This window comes from Bacillus sp. L_1B0_5, assembly GCF_000836715.1.
Classification (GTDB): Bacteria; Bacillota; Bacilli; order Bacillales; family Bacillaceae_G; genus Bacillus_A; species Bacillus_A thuringiensis_S.
The window spans coordinates 1-14,690 of the sequence record NZ_JXIS01000023.1 but is presented as its reverse complement, the minus strand read 5'-3'; the positions used below and the strand labels follow the sequence as shown (position 1 = coordinate 14,690).

The following is a 14,690-nucleotide window of genomic DNA, read 5'->3' as shown; positions in this document are numbered from 1 at the left end:
TATTTGCCGAAATAAGCGGAAAGAAAGGGAGGATTAGGGATGAAACAGGGAATCGTTGGTTTAATCATAGTTGTACTAGTGAGTATCAGTGTATGGTTATGGAATCAAAATCGTACCTTACAGCATAAAGTCGAGCAAACAGAAAAGAAATGGACGGAACAAGTAAAAGAGCTAAAAACAGAGAATCGAGCATTGGAAAAGCGCGTGACAGTTTTAACAGAAAATACCCAAGATAAAGGGCAAGAAGTAGCAAAACAATTTGTAGAGTTGTTAATACAGAATGATAACAAACAAAAAGAAAAGCCAGGATTTGAGAAAATCAAAGAAATGATAACAGGAGAAGCACGAAACAAATTATTAAACGCGCCAGATGATGGACATAACCATATACAAGATGATGGCTCTATGCATATTCAAACGAAAGCGAAGATAACAGATATGTACTACATCAAAACCGCTGATAATAAAGCGGATGTAACCGTTAAATATGATTATCTTGTAACGGTTGATGGAACAGAACAACAAGAAAAGCACACTATGAAATTAAATTTAGTATTGGAAGGTGAGAAATGGTTTGTAGAAAATTATGAGTTCCAAATCAATACAGGAATTGAAGGACCATAGAGAAAGGAATGAGGGGAGTTGATGAATCAAAATGTATTGCATCATATCGGGTATGAAATATTGCAAGAAACGTTTACATTAATTCGAAATGTATTTTCCTATTCAAACGAAGATGAATACAGTGTGACATATGTACGAGAAATTGCGGATGCATTGCATAATATCCCGCATTCTATCCAGAAGCAACATGATAAATTCCTAGAATTTGAGTTCAAACTGTTAGAAGAAACATTAATGCAAATGGACTTTGGAAAGGTTGCCGCGCAAAACATTCCCTATTTTAAAATGTATGCGGTACGTGTACAGCAATTGTTACAGAAGCGTTATAAAGAGGTTTAATCGAGTGGAAATGGGGCGATAAAGAATGATCGTATTGGGAATTGGGCTGTCAGTTTTGCTGATAGCCTTTTTGTTTATCCGGGTGTATCCGTTTCACGAACAAAAGTTAGAACAAAGAAAATATGACGAATATGGAATCTGGATCATTATTTGTACAGGGATATGCCTCTATATTTCACATCATTTTTTACATGAAAATATGTGGCAATGGGGAGTGAAAATCGCTGGTGCAACCTTTTTTACAGGATTTTCAATTGGATGCGTTGGAAAACAATGCATATATGATTTTCAGCATAAAAAGTTTCCATTCCAGAAAAAATGACGCTTCAAATTCGCTTGTAATTGATTTTGAAGAAACTGTTAATACATTTGGTATTGAATGAGATTGCGCTCTTTATTCGGACTTTTAAGTGGTTTAAATGAATTTTTAGAGGAAAGGGGGTGTGGGGATGATTTTTTTTAAGGTTATTGCATATATTTTACTAAGTATAGGAGTTTGTACGCTTGTTTTAGCAGGAATAGCCGCTATGGTAAAGAAACAAATGATAATCGCAAATATAAACCTATTATTGGCCATGTACTATTTTTGTTCGGGAAGTCTTCTGTATTTGTGCACGTTATGGGAAACACAAGATATTATCCTACAAGCCTTTTTAATTGTAATTGTAGGAATTGCGATCATTCGATTAAGAAAAGGCTGGTATATACCGCAAATGCGTATCCAACTTCAAAAATTGCAGGAGCAAGTGACAAATAAGAATGATCTGTGAGGAACTTTAAGAAAAAGGGAGTGGAGAAATCTTGATACATCAATATGAATTTGAATTTTCGGTGATGTATAGCGGCAAGGCAACAGACTCACAATCTACTATTATTCCAGCATGTTCTTTAGAAGAAGCAAATGAAAAATTACAATCAGAAGTAAAGCGGCGATTAGGAAAGTGCAGTATAAAAGTGAATACGGCAAGTTTATGTGTTTCGGGAGATAGTCGGTATGTAATCGAACAAAAATAAAAGAGGAAAAGTCTTGTTTCTGCAGCAAGGCTTTTTTATCATTTTACGATCTAATATTAAAGTGAAATTTCTTATTGCAAAAGGGTATTAAGTTGCAATTTTGAAAGTTGGAGAGTGATTTTTTAAAGTGGCGCACAAATCCTTTCGTTTGGATAAAAAATGAAGCGAAATGGTGCTTTGAATCATCGGATTGGATAGAAATTTAAATGTATGTATTGGAATTTTTGTTCGGATTTTGTATACTAAACATGAGTTTTTCTTGCAGTAGGCAATCTTTCAGTTTCTATGAAACGCAACTAATCTGTTAATTATGTATGGTGTCAAACAAGCTCTTATGTCAATGGATATAAGAGCTTGTTTGCATGTAAATCACTTATTTATGTACAATTATAAAAAATAAATAATATATTGAAAAACACATCGTTTATAGAATTTCTATACCTCAGTTTTTCCTTTTTACTGTAAATTTAGTGTATGATGAAAGAAAGAAATAGAGAGGTGATGTAATTGAAAAAATCAAAGTTTGTTGTGCCGCTTCTTTTTTCTTCACTCATGTTAATAGGCTCTTGTCAGCAAATTGATAGTGTAGAAGCCTCGCAAAGTGAGGGGTATAGAGTGCTGGATTCGGTTCATAGTGTAGTAACTGATAAAAATTTTCTTAGCGCTACAGTAGATGAAGACGCAAAGTTTCTAGACCTTAGAATATCTGATACAGAAAAACCTAAAGAAGTTGAAGAAAAAATCGATAAAGAATTGAAGAAGAAAAAAATTACATCTTATACAATTAATATTGTCCAAGAAGATGTTAAATTAGCAAAAAAAGAGCATAGATGGGAATTGTTTAGTTTCAATCTGATAGATGATTTATTAAGTAAACCAGAATACAAAGGAACTACCATAATAAGTAATAGCAAAGATTCGAACGGACCTGTTACACTTACAATCAATACTCCTATAGTTGGAAATGAATCAACTGCAAAGGAACATGCGAAAAGACTTGAGCAAGATATAAATAATGCTATGAAAACTGATAAAAACAAAAAGCTGGTTAAAAAAGATACGTATATAATTCAAATTTATAATAGCGATAATCAGTTAATAAATTAAAATTTATCAAAGAACATAAAAAAGAACCAGGGGGTCGCCCTGGTCTTTTTTTATGTTCTTTATTGATGAAATACTACGCCGCTATCTATAGTGATTTTTCCGCCGCCACGATTAATAAGTTTAATTTTAAAGTAATCCATCCCACCTGTAAGATGACCCGTTGGGATATTTAACCCTCCTGTAAATTCGCCCCTTGCTATGGCTTCGCCCCAAGGGGTATTACCTACGTATAATCCTACAGCTAGATCCCTCACATATTTACTTGTCTCTACAGCAACGCTTTGAGGTTTTTTAAATTCTACTCCACTTCTAATCCAAACGTAATCACCGAAAGATGCACCAGGGAAAGAAGTTGTTTTTAATGCTAAAGGATTGATTGTATTATTTTGAGCCCCAATTAGAGGCGTAGAAGAAAGCTGTGGATTGAATTGAGCCAGTTCTTCTTTATTATAGACTTTAACTAAATTTTGATCTTTATCATAAATTTCAATTTTAAAATCTTCGCTGACTTGTGTGTGTGATAAATTTGTTTGTTCATAATTTGCACCATTAGTAGGAAGTGTTGTTGGTTCTTCTGCAAAAGCGGAAGTTGAAGGGATTAAAGCACCCAATGCTAAAGCTCCTACACCTAATTTACCTAGTTTCTTTTTCAACATACTATCATTCTCCTATTCATATTTTTTTATAATATAAAAAGTCGAGATATTATGTATTTCATCGCTAGCCTTGTATCCCTTACATTTATCATACATTAATTGGTATAGTTTAGGAATCATATTTTGAAAAATATTCTATAAATAGATAAATTTGGCTAATAGCCGAAAGAGTTTGTTGAATTAATTGTGTTATTTTGTATAATAAATTCAAGTTTTTCTTACAATCAACAATTCACCGTTCTATACAACAAATGCTATAAGCAGGCTTTTATGTATATTTACAAAAGAGCTTGTTTGCATGCGCATCACTCTTTTATGTACAATAAAAGAAAAACATCTTCTGAGATGGGAGAGGAAAACCCATGTCCAACCAACAATTAGTGAATTTACGCATTGATTTTGCTTTTAAACAATTATTTGGCACAAGTGGAAATGAAGATATACTTATTGCATTTTTAAACGCTATGTTGCAAGGTTCTTTAGAATCTCCTATTGTTTCTTTGCAATTAGAAGACCCACACTTGCACCGAGAACATGAAGAAGATAAATTATCAATTTTAGATATTTCTGCTACATTAGATACAGGTACAAAGGTAAATGTCGAAATACAGTTGAATAATAATCATGACATGATTAAGAGAAGTTTATATTACTGGGGAAGGCTATACACATCCCAACTTCAAAAGGGGATGCCATACAGCTCTCTTCATAAAACAATTACGATCAATTTGTTAAATTTCGTTATGTTTCCTGAATACGAGGCATTTCATACAACCGGAATCCTATGGAATCAGCAACAACAAAAGGTATTAAGTAGTGATATTGAAGTTCACATCGTAGAGATTCAAAAACTCATGCAACAGTGGAGGAATGAACAAGTAAATCCCTGGGAAGATTCATTTGTTCGTTGGTTGTTATTACTACCAGCGAATGAGGACGAACAATTAACCCAAACATTGGAGGATATTGCGATGAACCAAGACCCAATTTTACAAAAAGCGATGAATAAATGGGAACGTATGAGTCAAGATTCTTCTTTCCGACAAGCATATGAAGCAAGGGAGAAAGCGTTGATGGATGAAGCTGCAAAGTTTGCTCATGCTCGTAATGAAGGGAAAAAAGAAGGGATTCAAGAAGGGGTTCAGCAAGGGAAAATACAAATGATTAAAGGTATGCATGAACTTGGTGTACCGATTGAAACGATTGCAAAAGCAAGTAAATTAAGTATAGAAGAAGTTGAACTTATTTTGAAAGGAAATTCATAATAAACGACTAAAAAAGTAAAAGAGCCAAAATCCCAGCCATTGGGGATTTTGGCTCTTTTAAGATACAAGAAAAAGACACCAAAGACAAGAACAGTGACAAGATATTATACATAGAAGAGACTTGTCACTGTTACGTTCTCTGTAAGAGTATATCATAAAATGATTTTGATAAGGGATAGCAAAGCGCAAACATGTTGCATAATTTATAGTGAATAAAGTACAAAAAAACCAATTCTTGTAAGGTAGAATTGGTTTTTTGTATACATATAGCCTAAAGGAGACTTGACTCTTTTTCTTAGTATAACTAAAATTAAAAGAAAATTCAAAAATAAATTATCTTTCAACAGTTAGTATCAATTAAAAAAATATAATATATGTTACCGATATACGGAATATATGAGTAATTATACCTATTTTTCAAAAAGGAGAGGAAAGCAATTTAAATAAGTGCTTTCCTTTTTTGACATGTGTAAATGACCTACAGATTGCTCTTCAAAAATAATTATATACCCACTTAATAATATTTGGGTTTAAATAATGCTAAAAAATAAGCCCTACATTGTGGGGCTTATTTTTTAGTGACCACCGCCACCAGGAATATAAACTCCAGTTCCTGGATCAGTTGGATAGTTAAAATTCAATTTCAACACACCTTTCTGAATTATTTGTAATTAAATTTTATAACATAAAAATAGAAAAATCCATATGGATATAGACAGAAAATTATTAATCAAGATGAGTCAAAGGATATGTAGGATGAGTCATATAAAAGATTTATTTTATATGTTACTAATATATGAAACATAGATTGATTTTGTATGTTAGACTATATAACTAATAAAGGGTGGTGGGAAATACATGGAAAATTCATATTTAGTTAAAGTATCTGGTGGGGGCCTTACATTAGAGGAAATAGCAGATTCATATTTAGAGCTAATTGAGTCGGATTTTAATATGACAATTGATGAGATCGCGGTATATCTTAGCTGTAGTTACGATTATGTTCAAGCGAAGATAGCTCCATATATTCATCATATATATATTAATTCGGTAGCTAATAAGGCTTTATTTACACATGATACAAAAGGTGTAAATACGCATTTATTTACAAAACGTAAATTGTTTTCTAGAAGTGGTTTTCAGCAATTTTTGTTCAACGAATCCGTTTTATTAATTGATCGAGAAAGGTATTATGTAAATGAATTAAGCCTAGCTGCTAGAGAAAAGTTAAATGAAATAGCCAAAAACTCCAAAAATAAGACAACAATTTCAGAAGCGTTTGAAACCGTTGCAGTACAGCAGGCGAAGAAAACGTATTCAAAGTCAGTATTAGAAAGTAAAGATGTGAAAAAAATTGAGATTAGCAATTTCCCTACAAAATTATACAGTGTAAAAGACTTGTTAGATGGGATCGAAGAACTCAATATGAAATTTCAATATAAAGTAGTTGTGTACCGTTATCTAAAGAAACAAGGCATTCCTAAAGTGAAATTACACTCATTGGTGCGGTATAGACAAGAAGATTTAAGGAAAGTTGCAGACTGTTCATTTCCTCTTGCAATTGAAAAAGAAAAGTTATTATCAAGCTTAGAAAATATACTTCAATAAATGGGAACACGAATAGCCCAGTATGGATTTAGGGAAGACCAACCAGGCAATTTTCACTATGTATTGTTAGTAAAGCAGATAACAACATATATCCCTTGTGTGACATTTTTTCGGACACTTGATATGTATTGGTGCACCAGGCTATGTATGTGCCAATTATTCGTGACGATCTCCTGTTGCTTTTCGATTGAATACACTATGATCAGTAGCTTAACCAATCGATTTACGCGTAAAAAAGTTTCATTTAACCGCATTAACATTATTCACAATATTCTTTCAGTTTATACATTAACTTATAAATCCATAAATTTTTGTTAGGAAAGGTCTTGAGAACCTTAGTTTGATAGCCTTAAATTATATATGTTACCTTTAATAGTAACATATATAATATTTTATGATGAGAGCGCATCATAAAATATTTTTTCTCACGATTCAATCAAACGAGAGTTCTCTAAATCGTTCCATTCTAAAAGCTTAGTTAGTATGTCTTCCTTTTGTTTTTCTAAATGTTCCATTTTATCTTGGATAATTGTTTCGATTTGCTGCCATTTTGTGGAGTGCTTTAGAGTATCATCAAATTTAGCCAATTGTGACACGTTCATATAATTTGAACATCTAGAGTTATACCATATATGCTCTTGTTGTAACTTGAAAATGGAAGTTAATTCGAGAGTATCTACATTTTCTATGATCTGATTATATTCTGTAAATAGTAGATGTCTAACAAAGGATACATTTTTAGACTCTTGATAACTAGCGTTATTGAGTAATCGATATTTTTGGTCTTTTATAAGTGCATAATATTCATCATTAGTTGCATTTTTGACTTTTTCTAAAGAAATGTGATCTGTAATTTTAATTGAATCATTACGCATAAACATTTTGTATTTGAAAGTATGGAAATGACAATCACCATGTATATGAGCTTGGAGAGCATTGATGTTAGAGTTGTGAACTAAATCAATTAATACATTACCTGTTCCATCCCCTTTTTTTATCGTACGAAAAGCGAAAATGAATCCATAAATATAATCGTTTTGATAATCAATCCCCACAAAATCATATCGGTATCTCGGACTTAAATTTAAAGCCTTGTCATATTCTAGCCCTATTGTTAAATCGTACATAGTAACCTCCTATAAATAATTTTTTACCCTTATTAGAACCATTGTATCAATTATGAATTGTAATTGACTAATTTTATATAGGGGGAAACCAGCATTCTATGAATTTTGCATGCTAAAGTTATATATGTTTTTTTATCAGTTGAATTTGAAAAACACTCTAATACAATTATGAACATTAAATGTAAAAGGCTTACTGTTTATTTTGTCGAATAAATAGATATACCATTTAATTTAATGAGTAATATTGAAGGGGGAATTTAAGATGATTAATAAAGTCACCGAAAAAATGATGGAAATTTTACCTGATGAGTCAGTAATTGGACAACCATTTTGGACATTAATGGAGAAAGATACAACATCTGAAAAAGGAATCAATGGCTCATATGTTGCTGTTGCAAATAATGTTATTCCTTTGTATATTTCAAAGAAAATGGCTATAGATGCTAGTCAAAGATTGGGTGGTGTTGTAAGGGGAGTTTCACAAGGGCATTTACAATTCTTGGTGGGGTTGTCTGAAACAGGCGAACAGTTTGGGAATATGAAATTATGTATTATCTTATTTGATGAATCAGAAGCGATGGTAGTAGAGCCTAGAATGATTAAAGACTACTTTTTAGTTGATATGTAATAAAACATAGGTTTTACAAAAGATACAAAATGTTAAACTCATAAGAACCAGTGATATCATGCGTTTTTCTATGGTATTACTGGTTTTTTTCGCTATAAAATAAAAAGAAAAAGATTGTCAGTTTAACAAAATAAAGTTATAGTTAAATTAAGTTTTACATATTATAGGTAACAGCATCGTATTAGGAGGTCGTGTTTTATGGCGAAAGGAGGACGAAAACCTGGAGCAAAAGAGCCAATTCGTTCATTAGAAAAAATTGAAGAGATGAAAGATTGGCTATTACAAAATTCCTCATATCGAAATTACTTTTTATTTTACTTTGGAATTAATACAGGTTTACGTATTAGTGACATTTTGCGATTACGTGTAAAAGATGTTCGTGGAAAAGATGTCATGAAAATTAAAATGGAAAAAACAGATACAACAGTAGAAGTGTATTTCAATTCCGTCTTACAACAAGAAATTGCGAAATACACAAGTAATCGTGCTGATTCTGATTGGCTTTTTCCAAGTCGTCAAGGAGATAAACCAATTACAAGACAAATGGCTCATACTTTCTTGCATAAGGCGGCCGAGGCTTGCGGTATTGATTCAGAACAATGGGGAACACATAGTATGCGAAAAACGTTTGGATATCACTATTACCAGAGAAAGAAAGACGTCTACTATTTAATGAAATTATTTGGTCATGCGACACAAGGGCAAACATTACAATATATTGGTGTAGAAGCTGATGAGATTCGAAAGACAATGGAAGACTTTACGTTGTAAGAACGAAAAGGGGGATATTGTTTGTGATGGATGTAGTTATTAATTTTTTGCTGAATACTTTACCAAAGAAAAAATTCACTTGTGAGAAGTGTCAATTTGTTTTTCCGCTGCCAAGAGGGGACGTAAGAGATTGTAAAAAGAAAAATGATGGTCCTTATTGTCCGAAATGCGGGGATAAGCATGGAGGACGGAAAGAGAAAAGTTATAAAACAGTATTTGTAAATTAGAGAATAGAGGGGCTATAGATGAAATGTGTTGTGTTTGAAGTATTACAACAGTGTGGATCACCAACAGTATATTTCTGTGAACATGAGATGAGGCATAGTTGTCTGATCGCAATTCCATCATGGAATTGGAGTTTTTTAATGGATTATACAATTGATTTTAAAGATGAAAAGCCTAAGTTAATGAAAGCATTGGAGGAGTATGTTTCTTATCATCTTGTGGAGAATGTTGCAGATGCATTGTATGACTTTGCTCTTAGTGGAATTTAAGTAAAGCGTTATTGTATTACAATTTGAATTTTGTAGAAAGAATTGATCTTTGAAAATTAAATAGTACGGTACTGAAAAAAGTTCGAAAACTCTCATTTTAACCGTTGACGGTTGTTTCTAATGGTGTTATATTTTATATAAGATAACCGATAACGGTTAAAAGGAGGAAGTAACGATGAGCGTCATGAAAAAAGCTTGGGAAATCGCTCGTAAAGGTCAAAAACAATTCGGGGGAAAAGTAAAAGAATATTTCGCTAAAGCTTTGAAAATGTCGTGGGAAATCGTGAAAAAGGGTATGAAGTATGTACAGGTAACAAAGGTGGAATTTATGAATGAAATTCGTAGCAAAGGTAAATTTGAAGGTTTTTTAACTTGCAAAAATGAGTTTAAAAACACCCAGAAAATCAATATAGTAGCTGATTTAGAGAAAAAAGAAATCACTGTTGATATGGGTTTAAAATCTTTATACACTGATTTATCAGAAGCTATCAACAACTATAAACGACATAATCATTATGCAGGAAACGGAACAGAAGTTTATATTTGGAGAGCAAACTAATGAATAGTCCACTAGAACACATCATGGGTGTTAAAGAAGCTGGTGAAATGTGGGGATTGTCGGCAGACCGTGTGAAAGGATTGTGTCAGTCTGGAGAAGTAATCGCTAAAAAGGTCGGAAATAGTTGGATACTCGATAAAAATCAACCGAATCCGAAAGGTGGAAGAAGAGTGAGAAAAGAAGAAGTATTTACTGTTACTATTGAAGATCAACCTGGAACTCCTTATCCGACTAAACACAAAGAAGTAGATAGTGAACAAGAGGCGATTGAATTAGCAGAAAAATGGGCAAATGAACATAAAAGCGAATTTATTTACATCAATTACTATCGTGCATCTGATGGTCAGCAAGGATATTTAAATCTAGATGGGTATAATGTAAATGGGCAAGATTGGGCAAGTAAATATAAATAAGTTTTATTAAGTACCGTACTGTTTAATTAATGCAGAACGGTACTTTTTGTATAAACGTTTTATTTTAATAAAATTTGAATTTTATTAAAAAAGGGAGGATTTGAAATGGAGACGATCAACAATAATGAACTATCCACTTTAAGAGAAGAAGTACAACAAGAAAAACAAATTTATTTTGAAATATATCAGATTGCATTCGAAGATTTTTTAAACACAACATTTAGAAAACAGTGTTTAAAGAGCCAAATAAAAAAGGCCATGGAAAGGGGAGAGAATCATTTGTTATTTCAATTCGGTTATTATAGTGGATTTTCCTTTCGTAATATGGTGAAAGAAACATTTTTTAATACGTGGTTAAAGCTTGTAAATTTTGAAAGGGTAAAAAAAGAATTTAAGAGTTACAAAAAGAATGTTGAAAAATTAGTAAGTCCTTTTTCTACACCTAAAATTAAAATGAGGGAAATTAAAGATATAGTGGTAGATAATAACGCCATTTGGAAATCCCTTCTTGAAGAATTAAAAAAAGCGGGAATTACAACTGAAGTGAAATTCATTGAGGATAAAGAAATTTTTGAATTACGACTATCTTGGTGAAAATTGAATCAAATTTGAATTTTGTCGAGAAGGGAGATAGAGAGAATGTCAACTAAGTACACGGCTTTACGTGGAAAGGTAGTGATTAAAAAAGAGTATAAAGAGCTAATTAATTTGATTAATAATGGACAATGGGAAGAAGCGGTTAACAAGTATCCTTTCTTACAAGAGCATTACAAAATTGAAGGCAGCATTGACATACCTTTTAGCAAAAATACTATAACTATTTTGACTGATCTAAACTTGAACCCAAGCGGGGATGGGGAATTATATATAGAAGCAGACCCTGGTTATTGGTCGACAGATAGAAGTTATTTTACAGATTTACAAGGGTTAGAGTGGAGTTTTATTACTTGCATAAGAGATTATCCAGACGAAAACCAATTTAATAACACACCTATAGCATCCTTCATTAATACTGTTTTAGCAAAAGTGGCCAGTCATATCATAAGATTAGAAGAATATTACAAAGAATGGGATTATGAATCTGTTGGCTATGATTTCGATCCAATGGCTGTAAATAAAATTGTAGGAACATTAAAATTTAGCTATATCTGCAACAAGTGTGAAAGACCTGTCTTTTACTGTGAGGGAGAATGCTAGGGAATTAAGCATTGTTTTGTAAAATTGTTATTCTACAATGAAAGGTAGGTAACTAATGAAAAAGCTAAAAGAATCGGATTTATTTACACCTGTAAAATCATTTTTAATTGAAAATGGTTGTTCAAATGTATACGGGGAAGTTTTAGGCTGTGATGTATTAGGGTTACATGGCACTTGTGATATTATCGTTGAATTAAAGACAACATTAAGTTTCAAACTGATAGATCAGGCGTTAGATAGGTTAAATTATGGCCACTATGTTTATATTGCAATTCCTCAACGGAAAGGACATATACCTAGATGTGTAAAAAAAATCTTAGAGCAACACAAACTTGGACTACTTGAAATAGGAAAAGATAGGTTCTCCGATGACATAATTGCTTATATATCTATCCCCGCAAGATATAATCGTCTTCCTAATGAGTTGAAAAAGAAAGGTTTTAAATCGATAAGAAGCTTTATTAAGAGCTATCACGAAACACAAATTGGTGGTGTCAAAGGGGGAGAGGGCGCTACTGATTATTCAATTATGATTGAAAATATCAAATCATTTTTACGCTACCATAAACATAGGAAATGGGCGACTGTAGAGGAAATATTAAATTATTGTGAAACCCATTATGCAAATCCTAAACCAAGTCTAATTGCAACTTTACAAGCTAAATGGAACAGTGATTGGTGTGAATGTAAACGTTTGAATGGGAAAGTCCACTTTAAATTTTCGGATAAATCCCAAGATTTAATCATTTGAATTTATATATGTTTTTTTCAAGTGAGCGAAAGTAAATGAGGATGATGAAGCGGGGGGTAATTATGAGTAGTGACAATCCAGGAGTTAAATGTTTATTAATTATGTTTCTTGGTATATCGGTTTGGTTTGGCTATAAGTTTATGTTTGCTAAGTGGGAGAAAGTTGATTCTTATAACGAGATGAAGAGATCGCAACTGTTAGAAAAACAATTTGGTGTTCCAAAAGAAAAAATTTTAGAGGAAAGAGACGGTGATTTATTTGGTGATTACTTTAAAGTAACAACTGAAAAAGGCGTATATAAAATTCAATATGAGTATGATAAAGATCAAAAGATTAAATCATTACAAAAGATAATTAAAATTCCATCTAATGCAGAGTGATTTAAAGAAGAAAAAGAAAAGAAATAAAACAAGTTATAATTTGAATAAAAAGAGAGTGATTAAAATCTGGATTTTATATAGGTAGGATGGGATGTTATGAGACATGTTAAAGCAATAAAAAAATCAAAGAAATACGAATATGCTTTTGTAATTTCCTTTATCTCTTTCTTTGTACTTATTTTTGGGACTTTAATTGTTGGATTGTATACTGAATTTAAATTTTTGACGTATTTTATAATTGTTATTTCAATTAATGGATATATCACTAATGAATTTCAGAAAAAATATAAAAATGAAACAAAATCGGTACTTTCATGAAAAAAGGAGTGGTTGAAAAATGATTCGCAAATCTTTTACAGATAGTAACGGAAAAAAAGGGAATATAGGTAGTGTTGTGCGCAGTTGGTTATCCGAGAAAGATAAAACAGTGAAAGAGATAATTAGTAAAGGTGCAGGGGGAACAAGAATCTACTTTGAAGAAGGCGGGTATGATAAGGCATCTTTTTGTGAGATTATAAAACCGTAATAAAAATGCTATTGAAAAAACGAATAAAATAGTCTTTAGGATCCATTGAACGTTCGTAATTTAAAATAAAATCAGTATTTGAAGGACAATGTTTCTTATAAAATCAAGAGAATGAAAGAGGGATAGAAATGAAGATTTTTAATAAAATATTTAAACCTACATCAAAGCCTAAATTCCCTATTGAAGATACTAGGAAATTATCAGATGGTGAAATTAAATTTTTGATTGGAAAATTTGAAAGTATGGAAGACGGTTTAAAATGGATGTTAAAAGAGAATATAAGGATATTTAGAATAAATAATGAAATATTAGAATTTCATAAATTGTTAACATCAAAATTTACCGATAAATTACTAAATAAAAGTGATTTTTCAAAAATAGAGTTAGAAATACTTAATGCCATGTTCAAAGAACAAGAAGAATTTACACCAGTGTATGAGTTTGAATTGATGCATGGAATTGAAGGTAAAGAAAAGAGGGATGAAATCGAAGACGATTTGAAACAAAGAGGTTTTAAATATATCGAAAATGTAGGGTTTATCCGCATATTGAATCCTTAATTTTTAATAACAAAAATTGAAGGGAGATGGGGGATATGAAGTTTATTGAACGTCCTTTTTATAATATTAAGGGATTTGATTTTGGAGCTGTAGCTTGGATCATTATATTTTTTGTAGCGCCAATGGTATTTTGGGTAATTCCAGCACAAGCACGCATGGGCTTAACAGAAGCGATGGCATATTTATTTTCACTGGATTTTTATACTGAAACTACTGTCGCAACAAATATGCTTAGTCAAATACAAAATAAAACAAGTTATTTATTGAATATTGGGAAGGTAGTTGTTTGGATTTTGAGCATTAGTTCTTTATTAATATTCTTGTTCAAGAAACCCAAAGCGCTTAAATAAACGAGGAATAAAAGGGGGAGTACAATGAAATTTAAAGAGATTATAGGTAGCTTTTTAGCTGTTGGATTATTAGTTACAGGATGTTCTACAATTCAAAATTCAAATTCTGCAAAACAAACGAGTGGATCACAAGATATTGTACAAATGATAGAGCTTCCATCAAATAAGTATCCAGAAACAGCGGCACATATTAAAGATGCAATTACAAATGGAAAGACAGATATTTGTACAATTGATCGGGATGGAGCCGCAGAAAGGAGAAAACAATCATTAGCAAATGTTCCCACGAAAAAAGGATATGATCGGGATGAATATCCTATG

Annotated in this window: 25 protein-coding genes; 23 read left to right on the top strand and 2 right to left on the bottom strand. The window is 31.9% G+C overall.

Going from position 1 to position 14,690, the window contains the following annotated elements; all coding sequences use genetic code 11:
* Positions 1–39 precede the first annotated feature (39 nt).
* From RT27_RS07365 to RT27_RS07340, 6 genes are all read left to right on the top strand, one after another.
* The gene (locus RT27_RS07365; RefSeq protein ID WP_043935742.1) at positions 40–624 is read left to right on the top strand and encodes a hypothetical protein; all 585 of its coding nucleotides are present in this window, start codon (positions 40–42) and stop codon (positions 622–624) included.
* A gap of 21 nt (positions 625–645) precedes the next feature.
* Positions 646–963: a hypothetical protein gene (locus RT27_RS07360; RefSeq protein ID WP_043935741.1), complete on the top strand. Its 318-nt coding sequence runs from the start codon at positions 646–648 to the stop codon at positions 961–963.
* Between the two features lie 25 nt (positions 964–988).
* Positions 989–1,285, top strand: a complete 297-nt coding sequence (locus RT27_RS07355; protein ID WP_043935740.1) for a hypothetical protein — start codon at positions 989–991, stop codon at positions 1,283–1,285.
* 127 nt (positions 1,286–1,412) lie between these two features.
* Positions 1,413–1,733 carry a hypothetical protein gene (locus RT27_RS07350; RefSeq protein ID WP_043935739.1) on the top strand — a complete coding sequence of 107 codons (321 nt, stop codon included), beginning with the start codon at positions 1,413–1,415 and terminating at the stop codon, positions 1,731–1,733.
* A gap of 31 nt (positions 1,734–1,764) precedes the next feature.
* Positions 1,765–1,977 (top strand): hypothetical protein, encoded by a 213-nt coding sequence (locus tag RT27_RS07345; protein ID WP_043935738.1) that lies wholly within the window; start codon positions 1,765–1,767, stop codon positions 1,975–1,977.
* 507 nt (positions 1,978–2,484) lie between these two features.
* The gene (locus RT27_RS07340; RefSeq protein ID WP_043935737.1) at positions 2,485–3,084 is read left to right on the top strand and encodes a DUF4030 domain-containing protein; all 600 of its coding nucleotides are present in this window, start codon (positions 2,485–2,487) and stop codon (positions 3,082–3,084) included.
* Positions 3,085–3,143: 59 nt separating this feature from the next.
* Here RT27_RS07340 and RT27_RS07335 read toward each other — a convergent pair whose 3' ends face one another.
* Positions 3,144–3,740 carry a hypothetical protein gene (locus RT27_RS07335; RefSeq protein WP_043935736.1) on the bottom strand — a complete coding sequence of 199 codons (597 nt, stop codon included), beginning with the start codon at positions 3,738–3,740 and terminating at the stop codon, positions 3,144–3,146.
* A gap of 362 nt (positions 3,741–4,102) precedes the next feature.
* On the opposite strand from RT27_RS07335, the gene RT27_RS07330 reads away from it, so the two are divergent.
* Both RT27_RS07330 and RT27_RS07325 read left to right on the top strand, forming a co-directional pair.
* Complete coding sequence (locus RT27_RS07330; RefSeq protein WP_043935735.1) at positions 4,103–5,005, top strand: Rpn family recombination-promoting nuclease/putative transposase; 903 nt, start codon at positions 4,103–4,105, stop codon at positions 5,003–5,005.
* 858 nt (positions 5,006–5,863) lie between these two features.
* Positions 5,864–6,613 (top strand): hypothetical protein, encoded by a 750-nt coding sequence (locus RT27_RS07325; RefSeq protein ID WP_043935734.1) that lies wholly within the window; start codon positions 5,864–5,866, stop codon positions 6,611–6,613.
* A gap of 425 nt (positions 6,614–7,038) precedes the next feature.
* Here the strand turns inward: RT27_RS07325 and RT27_RS07320 are convergent, their stop codons facing one another.
* On the bottom strand, positions 7,039–7,740 hold the full coding sequence (locus RT27_RS07320; RefSeq protein ID WP_043935733.1) for a hypothetical protein: 702 nt from the start codon (positions 7,738–7,740) through the stop codon (positions 7,039–7,041).
* A 262-nt stretch (positions 7,741–8,002) separates the two neighbouring features.
* On the opposite strand from RT27_RS07320, the gene RT27_RS07315 reads away from it, so the two are divergent.
* From RT27_RS07315 to RT27_RS07245, 15 genes are all read left to right on the top strand, one after another.
* Entirely contained in the window at positions 8,003–8,368 is a 366-nt protein-coding gene (locus RT27_RS07315; protein ID WP_052497708.1) for a hypothetical protein, read from the top strand.
* A gap of 198 nt (positions 8,369–8,566) precedes the next feature.
* Positions 8,567–9,139: a tyrosine-type recombinase/integrase gene (locus tag RT27_RS07310; RefSeq protein WP_043935703.1), complete on the top strand. Its 573-nt coding sequence runs from the start codon at positions 8,567–8,569 to the stop codon at positions 9,137–9,139.
* 26 nt (positions 9,140–9,165) lie between these two features.
* Entirely contained in the window at positions 9,166–9,366 is a 201-nt protein-coding gene (locus RT27_RS07305) for a hypothetical protein (RefSeq protein ID WP_231577692.1), read from the top strand.
* An 18-nt stretch (positions 9,367–9,384) separates the two neighbouring features.
* Positions 9,385–9,633: a YueH family protein gene (locus tag RT27_RS07300; RefSeq protein WP_043935730.1), complete on the top strand. Its 249-nt coding sequence runs from the start codon at positions 9,385–9,387 to the stop codon at positions 9,631–9,633.
* A gap of 175 nt (positions 9,634–9,808) precedes the next feature.
* Positions 9,809–10,192, top strand: coding sequence for a hypothetical protein (locus RT27_RS07295; RefSeq protein ID WP_043935728.1), 384 nt, complete (start codon positions 9,809–9,811; stop codon positions 10,190–10,192).
* On the top strand, positions 10,192–10,605 hold the full coding sequence (locus RT27_RS07290) for a hypothetical protein (RefSeq protein ID WP_043935726.1): 414 nt from the start codon (positions 10,192–10,194) through the stop codon (positions 10,603–10,605). The genes RT27_RS07295 and RT27_RS07290 overlap by 1 nt, the downstream gene beginning before the upstream one ends.
* A gap of 105 nt (positions 10,606–10,710) precedes the next feature.
* A complete protein-coding gene (locus RT27_RS07285; RefSeq protein ID WP_043935724.1) occupies positions 10,711–11,199 on the top strand; it encodes a hypothetical protein in 489 nt (162 codons plus the stop codon).
* 45 nt (positions 11,200–11,244) lie between these two features.
* Entirely contained in the window at positions 11,245–11,802 is a 558-nt protein-coding gene (locus RT27_RS07280) for a hypothetical protein (RefSeq protein ID WP_043935723.1), read from the top strand.
* Between the two features lie 55 nt (positions 11,803–11,857).
* Complete coding sequence (locus RT27_RS07275; protein WP_043935722.1) at positions 11,858–12,553, top strand: hypothetical protein; 696 nt, start codon at positions 11,858–11,860, stop codon at positions 12,551–12,553.
* 62 nt (positions 12,554–12,615) lie between these two features.
* Positions 12,616–12,933 carry a hypothetical protein gene (locus tag RT27_RS07270; protein ID WP_052497707.1) on the top strand — a complete coding sequence of 106 codons (318 nt, stop codon included), beginning with the start codon at positions 12,616–12,618 and terminating at the stop codon, positions 12,931–12,933.
* A gap of 96 nt (positions 12,934–13,029) precedes the next feature.
* Positions 13,030–13,251 carry a hypothetical protein gene (locus tag RT27_RS07265; protein WP_043935720.1) on the top strand — a complete coding sequence of 74 codons (222 nt, stop codon included), beginning with the start codon at positions 13,030–13,032 and terminating at the stop codon, positions 13,249–13,251.
* A gap of 19 nt (positions 13,252–13,270) precedes the next feature.
* Entirely contained in the window at positions 13,271–13,459 is a 189-nt protein-coding gene (locus RT27_RS07260) for a hypothetical protein (RefSeq protein WP_043935718.1), read from the top strand.
* Between the two features lie 128 nt (positions 13,460–13,587).
* Positions 13,588–14,019 carry a hypothetical protein gene (locus RT27_RS07255; RefSeq protein ID WP_043935717.1) on the top strand — a complete coding sequence of 144 codons (432 nt, stop codon included), beginning with the start codon at positions 13,588–13,590 and terminating at the stop codon, positions 14,017–14,019.
* 35 nt (positions 14,020–14,054) lie between these two features.
* Positions 14,055–14,369, top strand: coding sequence for a hypothetical protein (locus RT27_RS07250; protein ID WP_043935715.1), 315 nt, complete (start codon positions 14,055–14,057; stop codon positions 14,367–14,369).
* Between the two features lie 24 nt (positions 14,370–14,393).
* On the top strand, positions 14,394–14,690 hold a 297-nt coding region (locus RT27_RS07245), incomplete at its 3' end, for a sporulation protein (protein WP_043935713.1).

Bases quoted from the DNA above. Each gene is read 5' to 3' on its own strand.
- RT27_RS07365 (WP_043935742.1), top strand. From the start codon at position 40: ATGAAACAGGGAATCGTTGGTTTAATCATAGTTGTACTAGTGAGTATC.
- RT27_RS07260 (WP_043935718.1), top strand. From the start codon at position 13,271: ATGATTCGCAAATCTTTTACAGATAGTAACGGAAAAAAAGGGAATATA.
- RT27_RS07290 (WP_043935726.1), top strand. From the start codon at position 10,192: ATGAATAGTCCACTAGAACACATCATGGGTGTTAAAGAAGCTGGTGAA.
- RT27_RS07315 (WP_052497708.1), top strand. From the start codon at position 8,003: ATGATTAATAAAGTCACCGAAAAAATGATGGAAATTTTACCTGATGAG.
- RT27_RS07250 (WP_043935715.1), top strand. From the start codon at position 14,055: ATGAAGTTTATTGAACGTCCTTTTTATAATATTAAGGGATTTGATTTT.
- RT27_RS07335 (WP_043935736.1), bottom strand. From the start codon at position 3,740: ATGTTGAAAAAGAAACTAGGTAAATTAGGTGTAGGAGCTTTAGCATTG.
- RT27_RS07320 (WP_043935733.1), bottom strand. From the start codon at position 7,740: ATGTACGATTTAACAATAGGGCTAGAATATGACAAGGCTTTAAATTTA.
- RT27_RS07330 (WP_043935735.1), top strand. From the start codon at position 4,103: ATGTCCAACCAACAATTAGTGAATTTACGCATTGATTTTGCTTTTAAA.
- RT27_RS07355 (WP_043935740.1), top strand. From the start codon at position 989: ATGATCGTATTGGGAATTGGGCTGTCAGTTTTGCTGATAGCCTTTTTG.
- RT27_RS07265 (WP_043935720.1), top strand. From the start codon at position 13,030: ATGAGACATGTTAAAGCAATAAAAAAATCAAAGAAATACGAATATGCT.
- RT27_RS07310 (WP_043935703.1), top strand. From the start codon at position 8,567: ATGGCGAAAGGAGGACGAAAACCTGGAGCAAAAGAGCCAATTCGTTCA.
- RT27_RS07270 (WP_052497707.1), top strand. From the start codon at position 12,616: ATGAGTAGTGACAATCCAGGAGTTAAATGTTTATTAATTATGTTTCTT.
- RT27_RS07285 (WP_043935724.1), top strand. From the start codon at position 10,711: ATGGAGACGATCAACAATAATGAACTATCCACTTTAAGAGAAGAAGTA.
- RT27_RS07275 (WP_043935722.1), top strand. From the start codon at position 11,858: ATGAAAAAGCTAAAAGAATCGGATTTATTTACACCTGTAAAATCATTT.
- RT27_RS07255 (WP_043935717.1), top strand. From the start codon at position 13,588: ATGAAGATTTTTAATAAAATATTTAAACCTACATCAAAGCCTAAATTC.
- RT27_RS07305 (WP_231577692.1), top strand. From the start codon at position 9,166: ATGGATGTAGTTATTAATTTTTTGCTGAATACTTTACCAAAGAAAAAA.
- RT27_RS07350 (WP_043935739.1), top strand. From the start codon at position 1,413: ATGATTTTTTTTAAGGTTATTGCATATATTTTACTAAGTATAGGAGTT.
- RT27_RS07325 (WP_043935734.1), top strand. From the start codon at position 5,864: ATGGAAAATTCATATTTAGTTAAAGTATCTGGTGGGGGCCTTACATTA.
- RT27_RS07360 (WP_043935741.1), top strand. From the start codon at position 646: ATGAATCAAAATGTATTGCATCATATCGGGTATGAAATATTGCAAGAA.
- RT27_RS07295 (WP_043935728.1), top strand. From the start codon at position 9,809: ATGAGCGTCATGAAAAAAGCTTGGGAAATCGCTCGTAAAGGTCAAAAA.
- RT27_RS07280 (WP_043935723.1), top strand. From the start codon at position 11,245: ATGTCAACTAAGTACACGGCTTTACGTGGAAAGGTAGTGATTAAAAAA.
- RT27_RS07300 (WP_043935730.1), top strand. From the start codon at position 9,385: ATGAAATGTGTTGTGTTTGAAGTATTACAACAGTGTGGATCACCAACA.